General features: G+C 34.6%; 21 protein-coding genes. 14 read left to right on the forward strand and 7 right to left on the reverse strand.

What is annotated here, in order from left to right; translation table 11 throughout:
- Window positions 1-100: 100 nt before the first annotated feature.
- The gene (locus tag RB619_RS18300) at window positions 101-1,150 is read right to left on the reverse strand and encodes a ligase-associated DNA damage response exonuclease (RefSeq protein WP_308100167.1); all 1,050 of its coding nucleotides are present in this window, start codon (window positions 1,148-1,150) and stop codon (window positions 101-103) included.
- A 192-nt stretch (window positions 1,151-1,342) separates the two neighbouring features.
- Here RB619_RS18300 and pruA point away from each other — a divergent pair, with 192 nt between their 5' ends.
- Window positions 1,343-2,968 (forward strand): L-glutamate gamma-semialdehyde dehydrogenase, encoded by a 1,626-nt coding sequence (gene pruA / locus RB619_RS18305; RefSeq protein ID WP_308100169.1) that lies wholly within the window; start codon window positions 1,343-1,345, stop codon window positions 2,966-2,968.
- 83 nt (window positions 2,969-3,051) lie between these two features.
- On the opposite strand, the gene RB619_RS18310 is transcribed toward pruA, so the two are convergent.
- From RB619_RS18310 to RB619_RS18320, 3 genes are read right to left on the reverse strand one after another with little or no spacing between them, the layout of a single operon-like run.
- Window positions 3,052-4,794: a CocE/NonD family hydrolase gene (locus RB619_RS18310; RefSeq protein WP_308100171.1), complete on the reverse strand. Its 1,743-nt coding sequence runs from the start codon at window positions 4,792-4,794 to the stop codon at window positions 3,052-3,054.
- Between the two features lie 12 nt (window positions 4,795-4,806).
- Window positions 4,807-5,526 carry a LytTR family DNA-binding domain-containing protein gene (locus RB619_RS18315; protein WP_308100173.1) on the reverse strand — a complete coding sequence of 240 codons (720 nt, stop codon included), beginning with the start codon at window positions 5,524-5,526 and terminating at the stop codon, window positions 4,807-4,809.
- Window positions 5,523-6,584, reverse strand: coding sequence for a histidine kinase (locus RB619_RS18320; protein WP_308100175.1), 1,062 nt, complete (start codon window positions 6,582-6,584; stop codon window positions 5,523-5,525). Before RB619_RS18320 ends, RB619_RS18315 begins: the two co-directional genes overlap by 4 nt.
- Before the next feature lie 276 nt (window positions 6,585-6,860).
- On the opposite strand from RB619_RS18320, the gene RB619_RS18325 reads away from it, so the two are divergent.
- A complete protein-coding gene (locus tag RB619_RS18325; protein WP_308100176.1) occupies window positions 6,861-7,592 on the forward strand; it encodes a hypothetical protein in 732 nt (243 codons plus the stop codon).
- 80 nt (window positions 7,593-7,672) lie between these two features.
- Here RB619_RS18325 and rsmG read toward each other — a convergent pair whose 3' ends face one another.
- A complete protein-coding gene (rsmG, locus tag RB619_RS18330; protein ID WP_308100178.1) occupies window positions 7,673-8,302 on the reverse strand; it encodes a 16S rRNA (guanine(527)-N(7))-methyltransferase RsmG in 630 nt (209 codons plus the stop codon).
- 107 nt (window positions 8,303-8,409) lie between these two features.
- Between rsmG and RB619_RS18335 the strand changes: the two genes are divergently transcribed.
- The 9 genes from RB619_RS18335 to RB619_RS18375 all read left to right on the forward strand — a co-directional run bounded on the left by RB619_RS18335 (window position 8,410) and on the right by RB619_RS18375 (window position 17,393).
- The gene (locus tag RB619_RS18335; RefSeq protein ID WP_308100180.1) at window positions 8,410-9,507 is read left to right on the forward strand and encodes an acyl-CoA desaturase; all 1,098 of its coding nucleotides are present in this window, start codon (window positions 8,410-8,412) and stop codon (window positions 9,505-9,507) included.
- Between the two features lie 74 nt (window positions 9,508-9,581).
- Window positions 9,582-10,772: a pyridoxal phosphate-dependent aminotransferase gene (locus RB619_RS18340; RefSeq protein WP_201998461.1), complete on the forward strand. Its 1,191-nt coding sequence runs from the start codon at window positions 9,582-9,584 to the stop codon at window positions 10,770-10,772.
- Window positions 10,773-11,244: 472 nt separating this feature from the next.
- Entirely contained in the window at window positions 11,245-11,700 is a 456-nt protein-coding gene (locus RB619_RS18345; RefSeq protein ID WP_308100183.1) for a PA2169 family four-helix-bundle protein, read from the forward strand.
- Between the two features lie 131 nt (window positions 11,701-11,831).
- The gene (locus RB619_RS18350; RefSeq protein WP_308100185.1) at window positions 11,832-12,416 is read left to right on the forward strand and encodes a hypothetical protein; all 585 of its coding nucleotides are present in this window, start codon (window positions 11,832-11,834) and stop codon (window positions 12,414-12,416) included.
- Between the two features lie 146 nt (window positions 12,417-12,562).
- Window positions 12,563-14,431, forward strand: a complete 1,869-nt coding sequence (locus tag RB619_RS18355) for a U32 family peptidase (RefSeq protein ID WP_308100187.1) — start codon at window positions 12,563-12,565, stop codon at window positions 14,429-14,431.
- Between the two features lie 546 nt (window positions 14,432-14,977).
- Window positions 14,978-15,337 carry a hypothetical protein gene (locus RB619_RS18360; protein ID WP_308100189.1) on the forward strand — a complete coding sequence of 120 codons (360 nt, stop codon included), beginning with the start codon at window positions 14,978-14,980 and terminating at the stop codon, window positions 15,335-15,337.
- Entirely contained in the window at window positions 15,334-16,494 is a 1,161-nt protein-coding gene (gene purT / locus RB619_RS18365) for a formate-dependent phosphoribosylglycinamide formyltransferase (RefSeq protein ID WP_308100191.1), read from the forward strand. The genes RB619_RS18360 and purT overlap by 4 nt, the downstream gene beginning before the upstream one ends.
- A 3-nt stretch (window positions 16,495-16,497) precedes the next feature.
- Window positions 16,498-16,818, forward strand: a complete 321-nt coding sequence (locus tag RB619_RS18370; RefSeq protein ID WP_308100193.1) for a DUF6370 family protein — start codon at window positions 16,498-16,500, stop codon at window positions 16,816-16,818.
- On the forward strand, window positions 16,818-17,393 hold the full coding sequence (locus RB619_RS18375) for a Crp/Fnr family transcriptional regulator (RefSeq protein WP_308100195.1): 576 nt from the start codon (window positions 16,818-16,820) through the stop codon (window positions 17,391-17,393). Before RB619_RS18370 ends, RB619_RS18375 begins: the two co-directional genes overlap by 1 nt.
- A 225-nt stretch (window positions 17,394-17,618) precedes the next feature.
- Here the strand turns inward: RB619_RS18375 and aceA are convergent, their stop codons facing one another.
- Both aceA and aceB read right to left on the reverse strand, forming a co-directional pair.
- Window positions 17,619-18,899: an isocitrate lyase gene (gene aceA, locus RB619_RS18380; RefSeq protein ID WP_308100197.1), complete on the reverse strand. Its 1,281-nt coding sequence runs from the start codon at window positions 18,897-18,899 to the stop codon at window positions 17,619-17,621.
- 466 nt (window positions 18,900-19,365) lie between these two features.
- Window positions 19,366-20,967, reverse strand: a complete 1,602-nt coding sequence (aceB, locus tag RB619_RS18385) for a malate synthase A (protein ID WP_308100199.1) — start codon at window positions 20,965-20,967, stop codon at window positions 19,366-19,368.
- A 208-nt stretch (window positions 20,968-21,175) separates the two neighbouring features.
- Here aceB and RB619_RS18390 point away from each other — a divergent pair, with 208 nt between their 5' ends.
- From RB619_RS18390 to RB619_RS18400, 3 genes are all read left to right on the forward strand, one after another.
- Entirely contained in the window at window positions 21,176-22,657 is a 1,482-nt protein-coding gene (locus RB619_RS18390) for a helix-turn-helix domain-containing protein (RefSeq protein ID WP_308100201.1), read from the forward strand.
- Window positions 22,658-22,663: 6 nt separating this feature from the next.
- Window positions 22,664-23,020, forward strand: coding sequence for a hypothetical protein (locus tag RB619_RS18395; RefSeq protein ID WP_308100202.1), 357 nt, complete (start codon window positions 22,664-22,666; stop codon window positions 23,018-23,020).
- A 501-nt stretch (window positions 23,021-23,521) separates the two neighbouring features.
- Window positions 23,522-24,238: a pirin family protein gene (locus RB619_RS18400; RefSeq protein WP_308100204.1), complete on the forward strand. Its 717-nt coding sequence runs from the start codon at window positions 23,522-23,524 to the stop codon at window positions 24,236-24,238.
- Window positions 24,239-24,324 lie beyond the last annotated feature (86 nt).

Raw genomic sequence — 24,324 nt, forward strand, 5'->3', positions numbered from 1 at the left:
AATCTAGATTTTCACACATAGCTATGTTTGTTTATGCAAGTGAAACGCCTTTATGCGGTTTCGATAACTATGTTTCTATGTGTTAAATTATTCTCCAATATTAATTTTCAGAAATAACCGAAGTTTCATTTTGATCTACTTCTTTTTCCTCTTTTTCCATTTCAGCAGTTTCACCTTCGTATTGTGTTTTTTCGGTTCTGGCATCGTAACCTAATTCTCTTAAATATTTGGCGAAAATATCAGTATAACCGTGCGTGCAAATTACTCGCTCTGCGCCAGTTGCTTTGACGCTTTCTAATAAAGAATGCCAGTCGCAGTGATCGCTTAACACAAATCCTTTATCGATCGCGCGTCTTCGTCTTGCACCTCTAAAAGCCATCCATCCGCTGGCGGAACCGGTTACAAAAGGCGTCATTTTTCTGATCCAGATACTTCCGTGCGCACTTGGCGGAGCGAGCACAATATTTCCTAAAAGTGCTTCTCTTTTGGTTTCTCTGGTAATTAATTCGGTTGGAGGAAAATTAACCATCGGACGCAAAACATTTGTCATATTTTCGATTGCGCCGTGCGTGTATATTTTTCCGATATCAGTATCTAAGTATTTTAAAAGTCTTTGTGCTTTTCCCAATGAATATCCAAAGAGAATTGAAGTTCTTCCTTCGGCCTTATTTTCGGCCCACCAATTATTGATTTCTGAAATTACTTCCGCTTGCGGTGTCCAATTGAAGGCCGGTAACCCGAAAGTGCATTCGGTTATAAAAGTGTCGCATCTTACCACTTCATACGGAGTTGAAATTCCGTCATCTTCCGTTTTATAATCTCCCGTAAAAACCCAGACTTCGCCTTTATGTTCTACACGCACTTGAGAACTTCCAATAATATGCCCAGCGGGATGAAGCGAGAATTTTACATTATTGATTACAAAAGTTTCTCCCCATTCTTTTCCGGTTACAGTTATTTCGCCTAAACGATGACGAATAATCGGAATATTGGTGTGATGTGTAATATAATTTTGATTTCCCCAGCGCGAATGATCAGCATGTCCGTGTGTAATTATAGCGTTCTTAACAGGACGCCACGGATCAAGATAAACATCGGCTTGCTGGCAGTAAATACCTTTATCATTAAAAGCTAAAAGTGGTATTTTCATAGTAATATAATTAAAGCATTCTTTTCAGAAGTAACTCAAATTTAAAGCTTTATATAAAGACCTGTTTTACAACTTCATTCAATTAGTTTATTAAATTACAACTTTTTAATATTGTATTGTGATATAATCAAATTATCATTTGTACTTTTGTAAAAAATTAAACAATTCGTAAATTTTAAAATAATTTATCCCATGTTAAAAGGATTCTTTCATGTACCAAAAGCGGTAAACGAGCCTGTAAAAAGCTACGCACCGAACTCACCAGAAAAAGCAGCTGTTCAAGCAGCGTACACCACAATGTGGAATTCTCAAATTGACGTTCCATTACACATTGGAAGCGAAGAAATTAGAACTGGAAACACAAGAAATATTACAGCTCCTCATGATCATAAACATGTAGTTGGAAAGTATCATTTAGCTGAAAAACAACATATCGAAAAAGCAATTGCAAATGCTCTTGAATCAAGAAAAGCATGGGCAAATATGGCATGGGAACAACGTGCTGCTATTTTCTTAAAAGCTGCTGAATTAATCGCTGGTCCTTACAGAGCGCGTATTAATGCTGCTACTATGATTGGTCAATCTAAAAATATTCACCAGGCAGAAATCGATGCTTCTTGCGAGTTAATCGACTTTTTACGTTACAATGTTGAGTTCATGACTCAAATCTACAACGATCAGCCAAAATCAGATTCTACTGTTTGGAACCGTGTAGAATACAGACCATTAGAAGGTTTTGTTTACGCAATTACTCCGTTTAACTTTACTGCTATTGCTGCAAACTTGCCTGCAAGTGCTGCAATGATGGGGAATGTTGTTATTTGGAAACCAAGTGACAGCCAAGTTTTCTCTACAAAAATCATTCTTGATGTTTTCAAAGAAGCTGGAGTTCCTGACGGCGTTATCAACGTAGTTTTTGGAGATGCTTTAATGATTACAGATACTGTTTTAGCTAGTCGTGATTTTGCTGGTGTTCACTTTACAGGTTCAACTCACGTATTTAAAGATATTTGGGCTAAAATTGGTGCAAACATTCACAATTATAAAACGTACCCAAGAATCGTTGGTGAAACAGGCGGTAAAGATTTTATCATTGCTCACCCAAGCGCAAACGTAAAACAAGTAACTACAGGTATTACTCGTGGTGCTTTTGAATTCCAAGGTCAAAAATGTTCTGCTGCATCTAGAGCTTATATTCCTCAAAGTTTATGGCCAGCTGTAAAAGAACAATTGATTACTGATGTAAAATCTATGAAAATGGGTTCTCCAGAAGATTTTGGAAACTTTATTACAGCAGTTATTCACGAAGGTTCTTTTGATAAATTAGCTAGTTATATCGACCAGGCTAAAAAAGATGCTGATGCTGAAATCATCATTGGTGGAAATTACGATAAATCTGTTGGGTACTTTATTGAGCCAACGGTTATTGTAACTACAAATCCAAAATATACTACAATGGAAACCGAATTATTCGGACCAGTTATCACGATTTATGTTTACGAAGATGCTAAATGGGAAGAAACTTTAGAATTAGTGGATACTACTTCTGAGTATGCTTTGACTGGAGCTGTTTTCAGCCAAGATCGTTATGCTATTGAAGTAGCTACTACTAAATTACAAAATTCAGCTGGTAACTTCTACATCAATGACAAACCAACTGGAGCAGTTGTAGGTATGCAACCGTTTGGTGGTGCAAGAGCTTCTGGAACTAACGATAAAGCAGGTTCTGCATTGAACTTATTACGTTGGGCTTCTCCAAGAACTATCAAAGAAACTTTTGTAACTCCAGAAGATTACAGATATCCGTTTTTGGGTTAATTTTGTTTCAAGTTTCAGGTTTCAAGTTTTGTGACCTGTCCCTATAAAAAAGCCGAATCTTTTACAAGATTCGGCTTTTTCTTTTATTTCAGAATTGGAATTTTTACAAAACTATCATTGTACCATTTTATTTTTAATGGTTCTTTGGCATCTTCAATACTTTCTTCGGTGACTATTTTTCCGGTTCCGTAATTTATTTCTGAAAACGGATTTTTATTTACATTCAATGTAATTAATAGCCTGCTTCCTTTGCTTAATTGTTTGCTTACTAAGTGTGTATTTGTAAAAGGAATCAATTCAACACTATCTGGTTTCAGCAAATTTCTTTTTTCAATATCTTTAGCATAGCTGGCTCGACCAATAAAATAAGCCAAATGAAAATACTTCCCATCAGGCATTACTTCGTATAAAGTCACACCAATATCCATGTCTTTTTTATTAATGCTGGCTTTAATTTCTCCTAAAAATGAGCCATTCACAAGTATAGACTCTTTTATAGGATCGCTTATAAAAACATAGCCGTTTGTTGTGTCAACTTGTTCATTAATAATTGAATCTGGGTAATAAAAATTATTACTATTCACTCTGTCTGCAAAATCAACTTCTTGTGATAAATAGCCTTTTTTAGCAGGTTTTTTGCTATTCAATGAATAAAAATCACCCGATTTAGTATTGGTCAGATAAAATGTGAGAAAGTCGTTATTCATTTTATCAATAGACGAAGCGCTTCTCCATTCATTAGCTCCCATTACTTGATAATTAACTCGATCTTTTAATATTTCTGGTTTGGGTTTATTTTTAAAAATATAATCAAACCATTGATAGGTTATTTTGTTCGTATTTATCAAAGCATCTGCATCAACTTTGTAGCCATTAAGTACAGCAGTTCCTCCTTTTTGCGCACCAAAATGACTGTAAGGACCTATAATTAAATAAGAATCAGCTTTTGTATTATATTTTTGAAGTTCTCTTAAATAATACAAACTCGAATTTTGAGAATCGTTGTAATATCCATCAAAAGCTAATATTGGAATGTTTATTTGAGCAAAATCATTTTTGTGCGGCGCCATTTTTTGCCAATATTCATCAAAAGAGAGGTGTTTGATCCATCGCTGAAAAAGTCTGTTTGGAGTTCCATCAATACTATCCAGTTTTTTGTAAGCGACGCCTGATTCCCACCATCTCCATTGCATTTTTCTAAAACGCTGTCTGTCATTTCCCGCAACTGTATCCAGATATTTATTGTTTCCAACATAAAACGCCCATTCGTAATTCGGATTTACAAATACATTATTCTCCATTGGCAAACCCATTCCGGGTCTGTTGGCAACGTAAGGAACTATTGTTTTAAGGGCCGGATGCATTTTTTTACAGGCAGCCCATTGTGTAAATCCATTGTAACTGCCGCCATACATGCCTACTCTTCCATCACACCATTTTTGTTTACTGATCCAGTCGATAACATCGTAAGCGTCATTACCATCATTTTCGTATGGAAATATTTCGCTAGGACTAAAGCGTTTTCCTCTTGTATAGGCAATTACCCCCACATAATCATTGTCTGCAGCCACTTTTAAAGATTTTAAATCTCTTCTTTGATCTGAAACATAAATCGTAAATTGAAGTATAACAGGTTTCGGAACAGTAATTTCTTTTTTTCGTACTATTATTGCCGATATAAAAGCGCCGTCTCTAGTCTTGATCATCACACTATCCTGAATTTCATAAGCACTTTTTAAATCATCTAATTTTGTTTTCCTCGTTTGTTGTGAGAATACATTCGATACCAATAAAATAAGAAATATAAAATTTAAAGTCGTTTTCATATAATCGTTCTATTAAATTCCGTTGCTGTTTTTAAATTTTACCGATTGACGTTTTGAAACCTTTAGCAATTCTCCTGTTTTTAATTTTATTTCTAATCCGCCTTCAATTGTTTTGCGCAGATCATCAATGTATTTAGTATTTACTATTTCGGTTCTATTAATTCTGAAAAAGACATTTTCATCCAGCATTTCTTCCCATTGACGAAGAGATCGTCTTTGCATCGCCTTTTTGTCTTGAAAAAAAAGTCTGCTGTAATTTTCTAAAGATTCAATCAAATAAATTTCGTCTAATTTGACAAAGAATCTTTTCTCTCCATCTTTAATAAAAATTCTTCGATCATGTTCTTTTGAATTATTTGCAGAAGATTCTGAACCCAAAGTGTTTCTTATTTTTTCAATTGCCTTTAAGAAACGCTCTTCTCTAATGGGTTTCATTAAATAATCTAGAGCACTTACTTCAAATGCTTGAACTGCATATTGATTGTAAGCTGTAATAAAAAGTACTGCCGGCACATTATCTAACGATTCTAATAAATCAAATCCAGATTTTTCAGGCATTTCAATATCCAAAAAAATCAAATCAGGCCTTTTTGTTTCGATCAAATCCTTAGCATCATCAGCATTTTCAGCCTCGCCGATAATACTAAAATCTTCATAGGATTTTAAAGCTTGTTTGAGTTCTTCTCTAGACAAACGTTCATCATCGACTATTATAACTTTTATCTTTTTCATTTCGATGGTATTAAAATCGTTGCCAAAACCGTCTCATCATCCAATTCTTTAATTTCAAAAAAAGCATTTCCGTTATATTGTAAAAGCAATCGCTCTTTTAAATTTTTTAATCCAATTCCTGAATCTTTTATCTCTTCGCTTAATTTACCTGAATTTTGAACAGTAATTTTGATGAAGTTGTTTTCTGTTTCTGTTTTTACTGAAATAAATCCACCATTTTTTCTTTTTTCAATTCCGTGTTTTATGGCATTTTCAACCAATGATTGAATGCTGAAAGGCAGAATTAAAAGACTTAATTCTTTTTCACTTATCTCAATTTTTATTTGCAGTCGTTCTTCAAAACGTATTTTTTCTAGTTCTAGATAATCCTTAACCAGATTAATTTCGTCACTTAAAGGAATTACTTTTTCAATATTACTGTTTAAAGAATTTCGCAGCAACTCAGACAAAAGATCGATTGCTCTTCTAGCTGCATTCGGATTTTCTAATACTAGATATTTTATATTATTCAATGAATTAAAAAAGAAATGCGGATTAAGTTGTGCACTCAAATTGTTGAGCTGTGTTTCTTTTACTAAAAGTGATAATCGGGCGTTTTCTTTTACGGTTTGCAATTCAAGACGTGAATAATGATAAAGATGATAGGCCAATATCCAAATAGACATTAATCTCGTTCCTGTAATAAAAATTTGCAATTGCACCGATTTAAAAAACGCGATAAATGGCAACGAATTTCCTTTTAAAATAAAGAAGCGAACCAGATATAATTTACCAGCAATTAAAACAGTGTATACTAAAGAAAGTATCAAGACACCAATTATCATTTTTGGAATCAGTGTTTTTAAATTTAATTTATCCCAACCTCTTTTTAAAGCAAAATTTCGGTAAAGATGCGTCAAACCGATACCAATTGAGACATCCAATATTAAGTCTGCAATACCTACTTTCCAGATAAAATTACTGCTAAGAAAAGCTTGAAAACCCCAATAAAAAGAAGCTATAATCCATCCCGAAATCTGAATTTTCCAGTAAGTCGCTATTGTTTTAGTTATTTTCAAAGTATAAAGATATAAGTGTTGTAGTAAAGGTATTTCTCTAATACAGACTGAACAAATAAAAGTACATGAAAGAAAAATAATAGGTGACGAATGAACATTTTAAATTAAAAAATACAATTTGTAATACTTTTCCTATTTAATTAAAAATCAATACATTAAAAAATCAAAAAATCTTATTCTATTACTTTTTAAACTTCTTATTCCACTTAAAAGATTGAGACACCTATAAATTTGCTTTGAAAAAAAATAATTTCATTATATCATAAATAATAGCATATGAGAAACTTAAACAACGTACCTGAAATAATTCTAAAATCAAAAAGTGTTGGACATCCAATCGATTTTAAATGGAACAATAAAAAGATGGAAATGTTTTTAGATCCATTAGAAGGAAACGAAGAATTAGAAAATGTACTTTCTCAAATTGGACATAAAGCTTGCATGGGATTAACTGCAGCTTTACTAGAATGGGTATCATGGCGTTTCACCGGATATTCTACAGCAACAAATGATATTCAAAAACGCATAGAAGCGCTTTGGTGTTCCATACATAATAGTCATGAAACAGATCCTTTAGTTTTTGATACTGATTTAGAAATTACAGATTCTGGCTCCATAAACGGACCATTATGGGTTGCACTTATGAATGTGAGAATGGTCGATGTGAGATACAGAAAAGGTTCTTATTTTCTTCAAAGTGAACTCATCGGACTAGTATTGCTTGCACGTTATATTACACCAAAGAAAAAATCTTTCGACAAATGGTTTAATGACACCATTACAGCTCTACTAAACTCATATCCATGCACTTATAACTACAAAGATGCGGATCAAAGTGACGAAGATGTTTATGACTCATCTGCAGAAACTGTTATATGCCGAGAATTCTTCTTTGATTCAAAATTTCATTATACGCCTGCTGCCTGCGAAATAGCACTGCACAATTTCATCAACAATTTAGATCATAAAGCGAATCCGTTTTTGCATTTATCAAAAAAAGCATCTTAATATTGCCTACTATTAATTCAAAAAATAACCCGGAAGAATTTTATTAATTCTGTCCGGGTTATTTATCTTAAATCTTTAATTTATGGTTTGAACTTTAGTGGTAAATGCACCACTTTTTTCGTTTCAAAAAATTCATCATCAAAATGATCTGCCAAATCGTATAAAGTTGCTTTTGGAAAATCTTTTAATTCTTCAGCCAAATCTCCGCCTTTTAAATATAGAATTCCGTTTTTTAAAGTGTGTTTGTGCTGTTTCTTAATTTTATCATGTATCCATGAAACAAAATCGGGCATGTTAGTTACGGCACGGCTTACGATAAAATCAAAATCACCTTTAACTAATTCGGCACGTTTTTGTTCTGCTTTTACATTTTTTAATTCTAATGCCTCGGCAACACCTTGAACCACTTTTATTTTTTTGGCAATAACATCAATTAAATAAAAACGAGTTTCAGGAAAAAGAATCGCTAACGGAATTCCAGGAAAACCACCTCCGGTACCAACATCTAAAACCGTTGCACCAGGTTCAAATTTCATGATTCTCGCAATTCCTAAAGAATGCAAAATGTGTTTTGTATATAATGAATCGATGTCTTTTCTAGAAATGACATTGATTTTTTCATTCCAATCGTGGTATAAAAAGTCTAATTGTTGAAATTGTTTGATCTGAATATCGGTCAAATCAGGAAAATATTTCAATATCTCATCCATTGCTCAAATTTTTTAACAAAAGTACTACTTTACGATTGAAATATTTAACTCAATTTTGCAAATTGAGAATTTATAATAATTACCTTTGAAAACTATTTAAAATAATTATGAATAACCCTGCACCTACATTTGCAAGACAAGACAATCTGAAGTTTTTCAGAACACTTAACTCTCGCGTTAACAATTACTTCAAGGAAAACAATATTCAGAAAACTGGAAACTGGAAACTGCATTTAAAAGCTGTTATTCTTTTCGCTGTCTTTTTAACTCCTTACTTTTTGATTCTTACACTTAATATGCCTTTTTGGGTAATGTTATTGTTATCAATAGTAATGGGAATTGGAATGGCTGGCGTTGGAATGAACGTAATGCACGACGGAAACCATGGTTCTTACTCGAACAAAAGCTGGATCAATAAATTAATGGGCGGCACCATTTATGTTTTAGCCGGAAATGTTTACAATTGGCAGGTACAGCACAATGTATTGCATCATACATATACCAATATTCCTGGACATGACGAAGATCTTGATGCAGGAAGAATTATCCGTTTTACAGAACATGCAGAATGGCATAGTTTTCACCGTTTTCAGCATTATTATTCGGTTTTCTTATACGGATTACTGACTTTCAATTGGGCAATCACAACCGATTTTAAGCAAATGCGTAATTATTTGAGAAGAAAATTATCGTACGGAGAACCAAAAAGTCCTAAAATTCTTTGGACAACTTTAATCATCACAAAAATTATTTACGTAGCAATCTGGATTGTTTTACCAATGGTAATTGGAATTACATGGTGGAAAGTGCTTTTAGGATTTTTTGTAATGCACTACACTACAGGATTAATCTTAAGTATTGTATTTCAATTAGCTCACGTTGTGGATCATACAACAAATCCAGAACCAAATGAATTAGGAGAAATGGACAATACTTGGGCCGTTCACCAATTGTATACTACAACTAACTTTGCACCAAAAAATGCAATTGTAAATTGGTACACAGGCGGATTAAACCACCAAATCGAACATCATATTTTCCCAAATATCAGTCACATTCATTATGGCAAAATTGCAAAAATCGTAAAGGAAACTGCAAAAGAGTGCAACTTGCCTTATTACGAATACAAAACAATGAGAAGTGCTATTGTTGCTCACTTCAAGCATTTACGTGATTTGGGTATGAAACCAGAATTATCTGTTTAAAAACTAAAAAAAATCTATTAATAATTAACCTTCCTTAATAAGCGCATCAAATTAAGGACATCAAAAATTTTATAATGAATCATATTCTTTCGGACAGAATCAACAATCTTGCTACTTCGCAAACATTAGCAATGGCTGCATTGGCACGCGAATTAAAAGCACAAGGAAAAGACATTATCAGTTTAAGTTTAGGCGAGCCTGATTTCAATACGCCAGACTTCATTAAAGAAGCAGTAATAAAAGCAGTAAACGAAAATTATAGCACATATTCTCCAGTAGAAGGTTACCTTGAATTGAGAGAAGCAATCTGCAGAAAATTCAAAAGAGACAATAATTTAGAGTATAAACCAACTCAAATTGTAGTTTCTACAGGAGCAAAACAATCATTATACAACATTGCACAAGTAATGTTAAACGACGGTGACGAAGTTATCTTGCCAGCACCATACTGGGTTTCTTATTTCGAAATCGTAAAACTTTCTGGCGGAGTTCCAGTTGAAGTTCCAACTTCTGTTGAAACAGATTTCAAAATCACTCCAGAGCAATTAGAAGCGGCAATCACACCAAAAACAAAAATGATGTGGTTTTCTTCTCCATGTAATCCTTCAGGATCTGTATACAGTAGAGAAGAATTGACAGCACTTGCAAAAGTGTTAGAAAAACACCCAAATATTTACGTAGTTGCCGATGAGATCTACGAGCACATCAATTTCTCAGGAACTTTCTGCAGTATCGGTTCAATTCCAGGAATGTTAGACAGAACAATCACGGTTAACGGAGTTGCAAAAGCATTTGCAATGACAGGATACAGAATTGGTTACATTGGAGCACCAGAATTTATCGCAAAAGCGTGTACAAAAATTCAAGGACAAGTAACATCTGGAGCAAATTCAGTTGCACAAAGAGCTACAATTACAGCTGTAGATGCAGATCCAAGTGTTTTAAACCACATGGTTCAGGCTTTCCACGGTCGTAGAGATTTAGTAGTTGGATTATTAAAAGAAATCCCAGGAGTAAAAATCAACGTTCCAGAAGGTGCATTCTACGTATTCCCAGACGTTTCTTCTTTCTTCGGAAAAACATTAAAAGGACACGAAATTAAAGATGCAAACGACGTTTCGATGTATCTTTTAGCTGAGGCAAACGTTGCAACAGTAACTGGAGATGCTTTCGGAAATCCAAACTGTATTCGTTTCTCTTACGCAACAAGCAACGATATTTTAACAGAAGCATTACGCAGAATCAAAGAAGCTTTGACTGCATAACAATATAATAAGTTTTATTAAAACGGCTTAAGGTTCAAAAGTTTCATCACTTTTATACTTTAAGCTGTTTTTTTTTATAAAGTTATTTTGGGCATGTCCCTCCGGGTCGGGCTTTCGGCTATATCTTTTATTCCGCTCCGCTTCATAAAAGGATACCGCCTCAATCCCTCACGCAAACTGTAAATGAGAAAATTCATTTTCAAAAGAAATATTTTAATTGCCTCCAGCTTTAGCTGGAGGTCAAGATAAGCTTCTATACTGGCTTTAGCCAAATTACACATTTCGCTAAAGCCCAATTCTAATCCATTTAACCTGCTCCAGCTAAAGCTGGAGGCAATTAAATAAATAAAACAGATCAACACTTTCAAAATTCCCATTCCACAATATTGTAAAACGACAGTTATAATCCTGTAAAACATAACGTTTTAGAAATCGTCAACTTTGTAATGTATTAATTAAAAAACTATTAGTCATGACAAATACAGATGTAAACACAGATGAAACCGTAAAAACTTTAAATGGATTAATTTCAATTCTTGAAGACGGAAAACTAGGATATACAAACGCTGCCGAACACGTAGAAAATCTAGCCATGAAAGCCGATTTTCTTGATTATGCACGCGAACGTGCTTTATTCATTGTAGAACTACAAGACGAAATCAACAAACTTGGTAAATCAACAGACACTTCTGGCGGAGGACCATTGGGCGCTCTACACCGCACTTGGATTGATATTAAATCATCATTTACAGGAGGCGACACTAAAGCAATTATCAACGCTTGTGTTACGGGTGAAGAAGCTGCAATCGAAAAATACAAAGCAGCACTCGAAGAAAATCATCTTGAACACAGTCAGGTTTACATTGTTTCAAAACAATTAAACAGTATTCAAAACACTTTATCACAAATTAAAATGAGAGCACTTTAATTTCATTAAAGCTTTTTATTTTAGAAAAACTGCCTAGTTTAAATAACTAGGCAGTTTTTTTGTTTTTTGTTAAAACTGAGAAAGAATTCTTATTTTAGTCGCAACCAATTTCTAACCAAAAAAACCTTTTTATGTCATTACACTATTTGGCTACTATTATTTTTGCAGCATTATTTTCCTCTCATTCTCAAGCACAAACAACAGGTAAATTTATTAAAGCATCTATAGGTTACGGATCCAGCGCTTCATATTACATCGAAGATTATGGTAGTCAAGATGAAATAGATGTCATGGGAGGTGGCCTTTATCTTCAAGGCGAATATATTATTGGGTTAAAACCATGGTTTAGCATAAGACCGTACGCTGGAGCCATTTTTGAATCTGTTGATAAAGATCAAAATGTGCAAAATCAACCTCAATACAAAGTAACAACTAACGCCTTTTTAATGGGAGGAAAAGTTCGTATTTGTGCACCAATTCCATGGGTTGCTCCATTTATTGAAGGAGGCCTTGGAACTTCAATAGGTAAATTCGAAACCTTTACGCCAAACGTTAATTTTAATAAAAGTACTATTTTAATGCATATCCCATTTAGTGTAGGACTAGCAATTGGCAGAAAAAATAGTCTAGAAATTGGAATTTCCGGTTACTTTCATCCAGCGGCAAAACAGTCTACGGCAATATTTGCTGTTGGGTATACTTTTCCTTTGAATTAATGTAAGCTTACTTTTTTCATTTATCATCATTCCATATTAAGTTAACAATTTCAAAAAAATCGCTTCATCACTAGCAAACTCGAATAATTTATTAGACCTTTGCACACTTTTTTTCGGGAATACCACAAAAGTCTAAAGTTTTAGAAATGAAGAAGAAAATCGAAATATTAGCACCTGCTAGAGATTTAATTGGAGGAATCGCAGCCATAAACAGTGGTGCCGATGCTGTATATATTGGTGCGCCACAGTTTGGTGCACGTTCTAACGCCAACAACTCTATTGAAGATGTTGCTGAGCTTGTAAAATACGCACACTTATTTAACGCACAGGTTTTTGTGGTTATGAATACCATTTTGTACGATAACGAATTAGAAACGTGTCGCGCAATGATCTGGGAACTTTATGAAATTGGTGTCGATGCCTTGATCATTCAAGATATGGCGATTATGGAAATGGAACTTCCTCCTATAGTACTTCACGCAAGCACGCAAGCTAATAATCGTGACGCCGATAAAATCAAATTCCTAAAAGATGCTGGAATCAAACGTGTCGTTTTAGCACGTGAATTAAACCTTCATCAAATTAAAACAATCTACGACGAAGCTGATGTTGAATTAGAGTTTTTCGTAACCGGAGCTTTATGTGTTTCTTTTAGTGGGAACTGTTATATGAGTGTGGCAAACGGAGAACGAAGCGCTAACCGTGGTTCTTGCGCTCAAAACTGCCGTTTACCATATAACTTAATCGACGGAAACGGAGAAACTTTAATCAAAAACAGTCACTTACTTTCGATAAAAGATTTAGATGTTTCTGATCAAATTCCGAATTTAATTGAAGCCGGAATTGTTTCTTTCAAAATCGAAGGAAGATTAAAAGATGTAGCTTACGTTAAAAACAACGTTTCTTATTTACGTCAAAAATTAGACAGCTATTTAGAAGGAAGTGATAAATACACAAAAGCTTCTTCTGGAAAATGTACGTATACTTTTGATTCTACTTTAAGCAGAACTTTCAATCGTGGTTATACCGATTATTTCGTAAACGAAAGACACGCTAGTATTGGTTCTTGGGAAAGTCCAAAATCAAAAGGTCAATATATTGGTAAATTAATCAGAACTGTTGGAAACGCTTACGAAATCGAAAACGGCGAATTGTTAAACAACGGTGACGGACTTTGCTTTATCAACGAAAATAACGAAGCTGACGGAATCTACGTAAACAAAGCCGAAAACGGAAAAGTTTATCCAAACGTTTTAAAAGAAATCAAAGACGGGACTTTCATTTACCGTAATAACGATATTGCTTTCATCAAAATTGTAGAAAGAGAAGACAGTGCGATCCGTAAAATCGGAACGACTTTATTACTTACCGAAAACGAAAACGGTTTTGAATTAATCGCAACCGACGAAGACGGAAACGTAAGCACCGTTATTTTAGAACACTCAAAAGAGCAGACAAAAACCGGCGAATCAATCGAAGAAAACATAAAAGTTCAACTGGCAAAAACAGGTTTTACGCCATACAGCGCCGACGAAATCAATATTATGTTTTCTCAAAACTGGTTCCTTCCAATTTCGAAAATCAACGAAATGAGAAGAACGGTTTACGAGCAATTATCAGAAATTCGTTTGGCAAATTACAAACGCGAAGAACACCAATTGGTAAAAACGTCACATCCGTATCCTGAAACTAAATTGGATTTCATGTACAATGTTTCGAACAAAACGGCTCGTAAATTCTACGAACGTCACGGTGTTACTGAAATCGAAAAAGCATTCGAATTGCAATGGGATCCAGGAAAATCTCGTGTAATGACAACGAAATATTGCATCAAATACGAATTAAAAAAATGCCCGATTCACCAAAAAGACATTGTTGGCGTTAAGGTAAAAGAGCCATTAGTATTAAAACAAGGCGAGCTTGAATACAAACTAAAATTCAACTGCAAACCCTGCGAAATGGAAATCTGGGAAAAAGATGCTGAATTTGAAATTGAAGAAGATCATTTTCATTAATATACAAGCCGATACTTTTTAAAAGAAGTATCGGTTTTTTATTTTGGGCGTGTCCCGCCGAAAAGGCGGGTCGGGCTATCCGTTACAAGTCCTCGCACTTCCTTCGTCAGGCTGTGGGCTTTCCACTGCTATCCCTCACACGAACGGGTTAACAAGAACTTTTGCGTTCATAATTTCATTTCATATTTCCCTCAATCTTGTCATTCCGAGGAACGAGGAATCTCCACGAGTAGCTCCACAAAGACTGGCTTATTGGAACGGAGTTACTTGTGGAGATTCCTCGTTCCTCGGAATGACAAACTATGTGGTTACTTTATCTAAAAGGCAAATTAGTTATTAAATTAAATCGTCCAAATCTCCAAAATCTGCGTGAGAATAAGTTCCATTTATTTATCTTTACTCTTTAAATTAATTTAAATGGAATCAAACAAAGACATTCAAAAATACTCAATCATTGCCGGGATTTTTGTGTGTGCTTTTTTTCCTTTTTTAATTTTTTCCGAAAGCTATTTCATTTTCCAGTGTATACAAATATGTAATTTCGGTATGTTTTGGAATCCAATTTTCTGGGGAATCTTATTTCCATTATTTGTAGTTTTCCTATTCTGGAATACCGCTAAAAGAATAAGCCGATCATTAAATCAAATACATTATTTCAAAGCTTGTTCTCAATTTTCTTTTGGAGTAAGTTTAAAAATTATAACCGCTCTTTTTACAATATATATTGTTGGATTATTCGTAAACGGAACTTCATCAATATTTAACGTACAAATTCCTTATCAAATTTTATTTTCAATACTGATGATTTTATTTTTATCATTTGTATTAATGATTCTGACTTTTATAAGCAGTTTACTGATTGTAAAAGCAAGCCAAAACACCCAATCTTTAAATCAAACAAAATGAAAATACTACTCCTAGGTTCAGGCGAATTAGGCAAAGAATTTGTCATTGCCGCACAACGAATCGGACAAACCATAATTGCAGTTGACAGTTACGAAAATGCGCCGGCAATGCAAGTTGCTCACGGTTTTGAAGTCATTAATATGCTAGACGGCGAAGCTCTTGATAGAATTGTAGCCAAGCACCAACCAGACTTTATAGTTCCTGAAATAGAAGCCATTCGCACCGAACGTTTTTACGATTACGAAAAACAAGGCATCACCGTTGTTCCTTCAGCGAAAGCGGCAAACTTCACCATGAATCGTAAAGCCATTCGTGATTTAGCCTCGAAAGAACTTGGGCTAAGAACCGCAAAATATCAATACGCAACTTCAGCAGAAGAACTACAAAAAGCCGTTCAGGAAGTTGGAATTCCTTGTGTAGTAAAACCATTAATGTCTTCATCTGGAAAAGGACAATCGACAATTAAAACAGAAAGCGATATCGAAAAAGCATGGCAATATGCCGTTGCAGGTTCGCGTGGTGATGTTATCGAAGTTATTGTAGAAGCTTTTGTCAATTTTGATTCGGAAATTACGCTTTTAACGATTACTCAAAATAATAACCCGACTTTATTTTGTGCTCCAATTGGTCACAGACAAGAAAGAGGCGATTATCAAGAAAGCTGGCAACCAGCTTTGGTTTCAGAAAAAGACTTGTACGAAGCACAGGATATGGCCGAAAAAATTACCGAAGCCCTTGGCGGAGCTGGACTTTTTGGTGTTGAATTTTTCCTTACTAAAGAAGGCGTTTATTTCTCTGAGCTTTCACCTCGTCCACACGATACTGGAATGGTAACGTTGGCCGGAACACAGAATTTCAACGAATTCGAATTGCATTTGAGAGCCATTCTAAGTCTTCCTATTTTCGAAATTACTTTAGAAAAAGCCGGAGCAAGTGCCGTAATTTTAGCATCAGAAGATTCTGCAAATCCAACTTTCAGCGGAATCGAAAAAGTAGCCACTTTACCAAAAACTGATTTCAGGATTTTCGGCAAACCTACTTCAAGACCGTACCGCCGAATGGGAGTTGTTTTAAGCCACGATTCACTTGCGACTCCAATTAGCGAAATAACAGAACGCGCCAAAGAAACGGCAAAATTAATAACTGTAAATTCATAGAAAATGAAAAAACTTATATTCATGATTTTCCTTTTTATTGGGATTTCAACTCAGGCACAAGACAAAAAGAAATTTGATAAACCAACAATTGTTGAAGCTTCATGCGGAGAATGCCAATTCGGGATGAAAGGTAAAAGTTGTGATTTAGCGGTTCGCATCGACGGAAAAAGCTATTTCGTTGATGGAACGACAATTCACGATCACGGAGACGCACACGCCGAAAAAGGGTTCTGCAATGCGATTAGTAAAGCTTTAGTTACTGGAGAAATTAAAGGAAACAGATTTAAAGCAACTTCATTTACCTTAATCGACGATAAAAAATAATGGCTTTAATTCTTGAAAACATTGCCAAACACGTTTCTCTGACACCAGAAGAACAGGCGCTTTTTTTATCTAAACTGGAAACCAACACTTACAAAGCCAAAACGCTTTTATTAAATGCCGGCGAAGTTTGTAAACATTCCTATTTTGTGAACTCAGGTATCCTAAGAAGTTTCAATATCAACGATAATATTGTAGAACACGTTCTTTCTTTTGCCTGCGAAGGCTGGTGGATGAGCGATATGTACAGTTTTTTTTCGCAAAAACCAGGACAGCTTTTTATTGAAGTTCTCGAAGAAGCTGAAGTTGTTTCGTTATCTAAAGAAAATCAAGAACAATTGTATCTTGAAATTCCAAAATTGGAACGCTTTTTCAGGATTTTAATTGAAAACTCTTTAGTTGCGAATCAACAGCGATTAATGGATAATTTGAGTTTACCTGCTGAAGAACGTTTCGATAAATTCACTAAGAAATATGGAACATTAGTTCATAAAGTTCCTCAAAAACAAATCGCTTCTTTCATTGGTGTAACACCCGAATTCTTCAGCAAAATGAAAGCACGTCTTTTGAAGAAATAGTTTTTTTGCCACAGATTTCACAGATTGAAAGGATTAAAAAAGGTTGCCACAAATTACACGAATTTTCACTAATTAAATTTGTTTAAAAATAAAATTCGTGCGAATTCGTGTAATTCGTGGCGAAAAAAAATCCTTTTAATCTGTGACTCGAGCGATAGCGAACAGGCGAAGCAAATCTGTAGCGAAAAAATAAAGCCAGTTCAATGAACTGGCTTTTCTCTTGAATTAAAATTGCTCAACCTCTGTAGAATGTTCCATTGCGGTTATTGCTGATTTTCCTAGCATTACTGTGTTTTGAACAGCGTCAAAATAAGAAGTTCCTACGAAAGCCTGGTGTTTTACGGCTCTGAATCCGTTTTTCTGCAAAGCGAATTCGCGTTCCTGCAATTCAGAATATCCTGCCATTCCGCGTTCTTTATACGCTTTAGACAATTCAAACATACTAGTATTCAATGCATGAAATCCTGCTAAAGTGATGAATTGGAAACTATATCCCATTGCCGCCAAATCTTCCCTGAATGTTTCCATTTCAGCAACCGTTAATTTTGCAGCCCAATTGAAAGACGGAGAACAATTGTATGCCAGCATTTTATCTGGGAATTCTTTTTTAATTGCTTTTGCAAATTTTCTCGCATAATCTAAATCGGGATTACTAGTTTCCATCCAAATTAGATCGGCATAAGGCGCGTAGCTCAAACCTCTTGCAATTCCCTGATCAATTCCATTTTTAACATAGAAGAAACCTTCGGCAGTTTTTTCTCCTGTTAAAAACTTTCTATCTCTTGGATCTGCGTCGCTCGTTAATAAATTAGCCGCATCAGCATCTGTTCTGGCAACAATTAAAGTTGAAACTCCCATTACATCTGAAGCCAAACGCGCCGCAATTAATTTATTAATCGCTTCCTGAGTTGGCACCAAAACTTTTCCGCCCAGATGCCCACATTTTTTAGCCGAACTTAATTGATCTTCAAAATGCACTCCAGAAGCTCCGGCTTCAATCATCGACTTCATTAATTCGAAAGCATTTAGGTTTCCCCCAAAACCAGCTTCGGCATCAGCCACAATCGGAACCAGATAATCTTTTTTATCTTCAATATTATTTACAGTCTGAATTTGATCAGCCCGCAGTAAAGCGTTGTTGATTTTTTTTACCACCATCGGAACGCTGTTTACCGGATAAAGCGATTGATCAGGATACATTTCGCCTGCCAAATTTGCATCAGCAGCTACCTGCCATCCGCTTAAATAAATCGCTTCTAAACCTGCATCAACTTCCTGAATCGCCTGATTTCCAGTCAACGCCCCCAAACCCGCAACATAATCCTGACTTTTTAACTTTCTCCATAATTTCTCTGCACCTATTTTCGCAATAGAATGCTCAATTTTATAAGACCCTTGAAGCGTTACTACTTCACTCGCAGTGTAAGGACGTTCAACACCTTTCCATCTCGGGTTCGTGATCCAATCGTTAATCAATTCCTGAATTCTGTCTTCTGTTGTTTTCATAAATAGTATAGTTAAGTTGGTTAGTAAGTAATAGTGTTCAGTTCACAGTTAAAAGTGTTCAGTTTTTAACTGGAAGTTTTTTTTAAACACATAGAGACATAGTTATCCTTTGTGGTTAAAGGCGTTTCACTTATTTCAATGCACATAGCTATGTGTGAAAACTAGTTTTTCTTCTTCCTTTTTATTTAAAAACCAAAATCTATGTTTCTATGTGTTTACACAATTTAAGTCTAAGTTTGATTTTCATTGTATTTGCCTGATCTGCAAAATCTGCGGGAAAAAATTATCGCTCGCAGATTTGACAGATTGAGCAGATTTTTTTTTAACACATAGCACATAGTTATGCTTTGTGGTTAAAGACGTTTCACTTGTTTCAATACACATAGCTATGTGTGAAAAACTAGTTTTTTCCTTTTCCCTTTTTACAGAAAAATTAAAATCTATGTTTCTATGTGTTTCAAATAAATCATAAGTATTTATAACACGGAATAGTTAGAAAATCCACAAAATGTAGATTTACAACCAGTCTTTCAAGCATTTTTTCTGCTAATGGAAACTGTTGTTTTTCATAATTTTCTGCCCCTAATTCGGCTTTGATTTTTCTGAATTCATCTAAAGCCAATTCATGATAATACGCTAAATCTAATTTTCGTCCATTATCTAAAATCACTTTGTTTTGAAGCCATTGCCATAATTGCGATCTCGAAATTTCGGCCGTTGCGGCATCTTCCATCAAATTGTGCAATGCGGCAGCACCTTGTCCGTTCAACCATGAAGCCAGATATAAAACTCCAACGTTGATATTTTTTCGAACACCATTTTCAGTTATCATTCCAATTGGTGGTTCAATCAAATCCGCTTCTGTGATTTTTCGATGTTCTCTTTTAATGTGAATCTGATTTGGAGTTGGCATTCCTTTATCAAAAATTTCTTTTGCCAAGGAAACCAAATCTGGGTGCGCTACCCAAGTTCCGTCGTGTCCATTTTTTACTTCACGCTCTTTATCGGTTCTTACTTTTGCGAAAGCAATTGCATTGGCTTCTTCATTATTTCGAATCGGAATCTGTGCGGCCATTCCGCCGATCGCATGAATTCCTCTTTTATGACATCTTTGAATAACCAAATTTGAATAGGCATTCATAAAAGGCGAAGTCATAGTCACTTGATCACGATCCGGAACGATGAATTTTGGATTTTTTCTGAACTTTTTGATGTATGAAAAAATATAATCCCAACGTCCGCAGTTCAAGCCAACAATATGTTCTTTCAATTCGTAAATGATTTCATCCAGCTGAAAACTTGCTGTTATGGTTTCAATCAAAACTGTCACTTTTATCGTTCCTCTTTCCAGTTTCAAATAATCCTCGGTAAAATCAATTACATTGTTCCACCAGCGTGCTTCTAGATAATGTTCTAATTTCGGAATGTAGAAATACGGCCCTGAATTGTTTTCTAAAAGGCGTTTATGATTATGAAAAACATACAAACCAAAATCTATCAAAGAACCCGAAACTTCTTTTCCTTCAATTAAAAGATGCTTTTCTGGTAAATGCAAACCTCTCGGACGTACAATTAGCGTTGCGATTTTTTCATTTAAATGATAGGATTTCTGTTTTACCAAATCCGTATAAGTGATTGTTTTGTTTACCGCATCGATTAAATTTACTTGACCGTCCATCAAATTTTGCCAAGTTGGCGAAGTGCTGTCTTCAAAATCGGCCATGAAAGTTTTTGCACCGGAATTCAATGCGTTGATAATCATTTTTCGATCAACTGGTCCAGTAATTTCAACTCTTCGGTCTAACAAATCTTTCGGAATTTCTCCAGCTTTCCAATTGCCTTCTCTCACGCTTTTGGTTTCCGGAATAAAAACCGGCATGATTCCCTGATCAAAAGTGACTTGTTTTTGTTCTCTCTGTAAAAGCAATAGTTTTCGTTGTGATTCGAATCTTCTATGCAATTCGGTTATAAAAGCAATGGCTTCTTCTGTCCAGATTTTTGGATAACGAAGCTTCTTTTCGGCTAAAAATTCCATTGCCGTTTCGGTAATTTCTAATTGGTTTTTCATAGCTGTGGTTTTATTTTTTTATTAGAAAAAAATCTCGTCGTTACATCATTGTTCATTCATTTCAGAATATCAAAATCGTAACGTTTTGATTTTTAATAATTTCTACATGACAATATTATAAAAAAGTTTTTTACAAAACAAGCGAACGTTCGCTAAAAATGAAAAATAATTTTTTGGCGATTATTTTTAGAATAACTATATTTGGTTCATGGATATCGAAAAAGACTATATAAAGCTGATCTTCGGACTAAAATTGAAGCAAGTCAGAACACAAAAAAATCTGTCTCTTTTTGGCTTGGCCAAACTGACAAATCTTTCAAAATCGTATTTAAACGAGATTGAAAAGGGAAAAAAATATCCAAAAACAGACAAAATTTTATTGCTCTGCGAACATTTGGATGTGACTTACGACCAAATGGTATCTTTGAAACTCGACAACAACCTCGCTCCGATTGGCGAAATATTGAAATCCGGAATTTTAAAAGAGATTCCGCTCGAGCTTTTCGGGATTCAGGAAGCCGATTTAATTGATATTATTGCGAATGCTCCAGCAAAAGTCAATGCGTTTATTAGTACGATTATCGAAATTGCTCAGCATTATAATTTAAGCCGTGAAAGTTTCTTTTTGGCTTCTTTGCGTTCTTATCAGGAAGCGCACAGTAATTATTTTGAAGATTTAGAAGAAAAAGTAATTGCGTTTTCGAAGTCATTTCAGATCAATTTGGATTCTAAAATCACCGTAGAAGAATTAGAAGCAATTTTAAAAGAAGAATACGAATACAACATTAAAGAAATTGCGTTTGCAGATCAGGAAGCTTTAGACGATTTGCGTTCGATTTATGTTCCGAAAAGCAAAACTTTACTGCTTTCAACCGAACTAGACGCTCCGCAAAAAGCGTTTATTTTAGCTAAAGAAATTGCTTATAATTATTTAAAAATTTCCGATCGTTTACTGACTTTCAGCTGGATTAAATTTGAAAATTTCGATCAGGTTTTGAATAATTTTTACGCTTCTTATTTTGCCGGTGCTTTATTATTGCCTAGAAAATTAGTCGTAGATAAAATCAATACTTTTTTAGAAAATGAAAATCCAAAACCGGAAGAATTTGTTCAATTAATTGAAAGTTTTGAAGTTTCGCCTGAATCTTTTTATCAGCGATTAACGAATTTATTACCGAAAGATTTTCAGCTGAAAAACTTATTCTTTTTAAGATTATCACATAAAATTGGTTCCGATTTTTATCAGATAAATAAAGAATTACACATTACGCACCAACAAGAACCGCATGCTAACGAAACCAACGAACATTACTGCAGAAGATGGGTTTCAGTTAAAACGATTGACGAAGCGATCAAGCAAAACAAATCTCATTTTTTTGATGCACAAATATCGAGTTATGCGAATAGCGGAAACGAATATTTAGTATTTTCATCGGCCACAAAAGATCCTTTTGCAGAGAATTATATCCGCAGTATTTCTGTTGGTATTTTGATTAATCCGACAATGAAAAAGAAATTCAAATTCATTGACGGAAAACCTTTGGTGAAACGGATTGTTGGTGTAACTTGTGAGACTTGTTCCGTACAAGATTGTTTGGAAAGAAGCGCTCCGCCGACTGTTTTGGAAAAAGAGAAACGTCATGAGAATACGGATGCAGTTGTTCAGCAGTTTATAAATCAATATAGTTAAATCATTATGAAATATCTCGCTTTGCTAATCACTTTAGTTTCGATTAACTTCATTCAGAAAACGGATAAACTTACTGGCCGTTATAATTATTTGATTGAAGACTACGGCTTATACGTCCAAAAAGACAAAATTACTTTTAAGGATAGTGTTTTTATTTTTGACAACAAATACATGCCAAAAGGAAAAATTTCATATGGGAATGTAATACTGTTGGAGAATTTCATAAATACTGATTTAATTATAAGTATCTCAAAAGATCAAATCAAAAAAGATACTATTCAATTTTATATACATGACAAAAGTGGTGGTGGGAATTATCTTGATATTTCTTCGGGAAAAGGAAAATTGATTAGGATTAAATAACAGAAGTTTTTTTTAATAATCTCGCAATCCCGATAGCTATCGGGAGCGAAGTCGCAGAGTTTTATTTTTCTGTGAATATAATCTCTTAAACACAATCTTGTCATCTCGACGAAGGAGAGATCACACTAGAAATTCCAATCCTATAGTCGCCAATCTTTGTCGAGCCACTTGTGAAGAATGGATTAAAATCCATCCCTACAATATGTATTGTTCCTTCGGAACGTTTTCCCTTTATGTCTATTCAACTTATGAAAACAAAAACTTCTAAATTAGCCCCGATAGAAGTGGAAATCCTTTTGTGTCTCGTTTCTTTAACGAGACACAAAAGATTGAAACGGATAGCGGGACTAAACGTCTTTTGAAAACCAAAATTTCTGCTCCTAAAAAACCTTAGAATCTTAGCCACTTAGAACCTCAGAACCTTTTCTTAATCTACATTAAGTGCTTTTCCTTGACCTTGACCGTATCTTTGTACCATAAAATTAACAAAAGGACAAAATCATGGAAAATATAGTATTGCACAAAGCAGAAACAAGAGGAAATGCAAATCACGGTTGGCTAAACGCTTATCATAGCTTTAGTTTTGCGAGCTGGTACAATCCGGATAGAATTCAGTTTGGAGCACTTCGTGTTTTGAATGATGATACAATTGCTGGTGGAATGGGTTTTGGAACTCATCCTCACGATAATATGGAAATTATTACGATTCCGCTTGAAGGTGATTTGGCTCATAAAGATAGCATGGGAAATACTGAAATCATTAAAAATGGTGATATTCAGGTTATGAGTGCCGGAACTGGAGTTCAACACAGTGAGTTTAATCCGAATGCGGATCAACAGACTAAATTGTTGCAAATCTGGTTGTTTCCAAACAAAAGAAATGTAACTCCGCGTTACCAACAAATTACTTTAAATGTTGACGACAGACATAATAAATTATCTCAAATTTTATCTCCAAATGCTGATGATGAAGGAGTTTGGATTCACCAAGATGCCTGGTTCAACATGGGGAATTTTGATTCCGGAATCGCTACAGAATACAAAATTAAAAAAGAAGGAAACGGAGTTTACGCTTTCGTTTTGAAAGGAAACGTTACGATCAACGGTCAGGAATTAAATACTCGTGATGCCGTTGGAATTTCAGGAACTGACACTTTAACGATAAAAGCAAATACAGATGCTGAATTTTTATTGATGGACATTCCGATGAACTATTAATTTGAAGATTACAATTAATACTTTTTTTTTTGAGAAACGATATTTAAGTTGATTTTCAGCTTATTATCGTTTCTTTTTTTGTTCCA

Origin of the sequence: Flavobacterium sp. LHD-80, from assembly GCF_030929605.1 — a bacterium.
Taxonomy (GTDB): domain Bacteria; phylum Bacteroidota; class Bacteroidia; order Flavobacteriales; family Flavobacteriaceae; genus Flavobacterium.